Origin of the sequence: Rhodobium orientis (assembly GCF_003258835.1) — a bacterium.
GTDB classification, from domain to species: Bacteria; Pseudomonadota; Alphaproteobacteria; order Rhizobiales; family Rhodobiaceae; genus Rhodobium; species Rhodobium orientis.
Genome location: NZ_NPEV01000105.1, coordinates 1 through 2,552 on the forward strand (window position 1 = coordinate 1; position 2,552 = coordinate 2,552).

The window sequence follows — 2,552 nt, forward strand, 5'->3', positions numbered from 1 at the left end:
ACGATGGACGTGACGCTGATCGTGCCGATCGCGATGGAAGAAAAGCTGCGCTTCGCCATCCGCGAGGGCGGCCGCACGGTTGGAGCAGGGGTGGTGGCGCAGATTATCGAGTAGCGTTCGCTGCTGCCGGCTTTGCGCTGGCGTGAGATAAAGACAACGCCTCGCGCGGAAAAACCGCGCGGGGCTTTTTTTGGGGAGGATGTCCGGCCATTCGGCGCGGGAAAAGGGGGTGGTCGAATTCCTGTTCAGGTGCGGCCGATACCCCCTTGCAAATGGGTGAAAATCTTCCTAGTTAGGGCGGCCGACAGGCACAGGACGATAGGGGTGTAGCTCAGTTGGTAGAGCATCGGTCTCCAAAACCGAGGGTCGGGGGTTCGAGTCCCTCCGCCCCTGCCATCGTTTTTTGTCCCAAAAGGGTTGCGGAATCAGTCTGGACGTCCTAATAACGCGGTCCTCAGGGTTTATCGGGAACCGGATGGCGGCGCGTGGGCGGAAATGCTTGCGCGCCTCGAATTCATGAGTTTTTGAATGGCGAAGACCAATCCTTTCACATTCATCCAGCAGGTGCGCGCCGAGACCGCCAAGGTCTCCTGGCCGACCCGTCGCGAGACCGGCATCACCACTGTCATGGTCTTCGTGATGGTGTTCTTTGCCGCGATGTTTTTTCTGTTGGTCGACCAGCTCCTGAGCCTCGGTGTCGGGTTCTTGCTCGGCGTCAGCGGTTGAGCCCACATTGAGAGAGCCTTCAAGGAACGCGGAATAATGGCCAAGCGCTGGTACATCGTGCACGCCTACTCGAATTTCGAGAAAAAGGTCGCTGATTCCATTCGGGAAAAAGCGGTGGCGACCGGCTTGGACCATCTGTTCGACGAAATCCTGGTGCCGACCGAAAAGGTCGTGGAGGTGCGCCGCGGCCGCAAGGTCGATGCCGAGCGCAAGTTTTTTCCCGGCTATGTGCTGGTCAAGGTGGATTTGACGGACGACGCATACCATCTGATCAAGAACACGCCGAAGGTCACCGGATTTCTCGGGGCGGACAAGAAGCCGATCCCGATTTCCGACGCCGAAGCCGACCGCATCCTGCACCAGGTGCAGGAGGGCGTGGAGCGGCCGAAACCGTCGATCAGTTTCGAGGTGGGCGAGCAGGTTCGCGTTGCCGACGGCCCGTTCGCCTCGTTCAACGGCCTTGTCGAGGAAGTCGACGAGGAACGGGCGCGGCTCAAGGTGGCCGTCTCGATCTTCGGCCGGGCGACCCCGGTCGAACTGGAATACGGTCAGGTCGAAAAGCTCTGACCGCATCCGTCTGGCGGGAGGTGAGGGATGCTTTCGCCGGCATCCCGGAACCGGACCGCCGGCTCCCGACCGCCGGCATTGCCGGCATCATGACTGGAGAAGAACATGGCGAAGAAAATCGAAGGGTACTTGAAACTGCAAGTGCCCGCCGGCTCGGCGACCCCGTCGCCGCCGATCGGCCCCGCGCTCGGTCAGCGCGGCCTCAATATCATGGAGTTCTGCAAGGCGTTCAACGCCCAGAGCCAGGAGATGGAAAAGGGCGCTCCGTGCCCGACGGTCATTACCTATTTCAGTGACCGCTCCTTCACCTTCGAGATCAAGAGCCCGCCGGTCAGCCACTACCTGAAGAAGGCGGCCAAGCTGCCGAAGGGCGCATCGACGCCGGGTCGCGGCACCGTCGGCCGGGTCACCCGCGCACAGGTCCGCGAAATCGCCGAGGCCAAGATGAAGGACCTCAACGCCGCTTCCGTGGAATCGGCAATGCGCATGGTCGAAGGTTCCGCCCGCTCCATGGGCGTCGAGGTGACGGAGTAACGACGATGGCCGGCAAGAAACAACGTACCGCCCGTGAGGGTGTCGACCGCAACGCCGTCTACTCGATCGACGAGGCCGTGCAGCTGGTCAAGAAGGCATCGACCGCCAAGTTCGACGAGTCCATCGAGGTGGCGATCAATCTCGGCGTCGATCCGCGCCATGCGGACCAGATGGTTCGCGGCGTCTGCGTGCTGCCGAACGGCACCGGACGGACCGTCCGCGTTGCCGTCTTCGCCCGCGGCGACAAGGCCGAGGAAGCGACCAAGGCCGGCGCCGACATTGTCGGCGCGGAGGATCTGGTGGAGAAGGTGCAGCAGGGCTCGATCGACTTCGACCGCTGCATCGCGACGCCGGACATGATGCCGCTGGTCGGCCGGCTCGGCAAGATTCTCGGCCCGCGCGGCCTGATGCCGAACCCGAAGGTCGGCACGGTGACCCAGGACGTCGCGTCCGCGGTCAACGACGCCAAGGGCGGCGCGGTGCAGTTCCGCGTCGAGAAGGCCGGCATCGTCCATGCCGGCGTCGGCAAGGTGTCGTTCGACGACGGCAAGCTGGTGGAAAACATCAAGGCGCTGGCGAGCGCGGTCTCCAAGGCAAAGCCCACGGGCGCCAAGGGCACCTATTTCCGCCGCATGGCGATTTCGTCGACGATGGGGCCCGGCGTGCGCGTCGATGTTGCCTCGGTCGTTTCGGCCACCTAGAGTTTAAAGAGTTTCCGCCCGGCG

General features: G+C 63.0%; 5 protein-coding genes and 1 tRNA gene. All 6 read left to right on the top strand.

Annotated features, from left to right (window positions below; genetic code table 11):
- Positions 1 to 114 (top strand): EF-Tu C-terminal domain-related protein (locus CH339_RS23485; RefSeq protein ID WP_497847418.1); only part of this gene is annotated, 114 nt, incomplete at its 5' end.
- Positions 115 to 320: 206 nt separating this feature from the next.
- A tRNA-Trp gene (locus tag CH339_RS23490) sits at positions 321 to 396 on the top strand.
- A gap of 132 nt (positions 397 to 528) precedes the next feature.
- Complete coding sequence (gene secE / locus CH339_RS23495) at positions 529 to 726, top strand: preprotein translocase subunit SecE (RefSeq protein ID WP_111436846.1); 198 nt, start codon at positions 529 to 531, stop codon at positions 724 to 726.
- Between the two features lie 36 nt (positions 727 to 762).
- Entirely contained in the window at positions 763 to 1,293 is a 531-nt protein-coding gene (gene nusG, locus CH339_RS23500; RefSeq protein WP_111436847.1) for a transcription termination/antitermination protein NusG, read from the top strand.
- A gap of 105 nt (positions 1,294 to 1,398) precedes the next feature.
- A complete protein-coding gene (gene rplK, locus CH339_RS23505) occupies positions 1,399 to 1,827 on the top strand; it encodes a 50S ribosomal protein L11 (protein ID WP_111436848.1) in 429 nt (142 codons plus the stop codon).
- A gap of 5 nt (positions 1,828 to 1,832) precedes the next feature.
- Positions 1,833 to 2,528 (top strand): 50S ribosomal protein L1, encoded by a 696-nt coding sequence (gene rplA / locus CH339_RS23510; protein ID WP_111436849.1) that lies wholly within the window; start codon positions 1,833 to 1,835, stop codon positions 2,526 to 2,528.
- Positions 2,529 to 2,552: the final 24 nt, after the last annotated feature.

Excerpts from the sequence above, each read along its gene's own strand:
- secE (WP_111436846.1), top strand. The coding sequence starts at position 529 with ATGGCGAAGACCAATCCTTTCACATTCATCCAGCAGGTGCGCGCCGAG.
- nusG (WP_111436847.1), top strand. The coding sequence starts at position 763 with ATGGCCAAGCGCTGGTACATCGTGCACGCCTACTCGAATTTCGAGAAA.
- rplK (WP_111436848.1), top strand. The coding sequence starts at position 1,399 with ATGGCGAAGAAAATCGAAGGGTACTTGAAACTGCAAGTGCCCGCCGGC.
- rplA (WP_111436849.1), top strand. The coding sequence starts at position 1,833 with ATGGCCGGCAAGAAACAACGTACCGCCCGTGAGGGTGTCGACCGCAAC.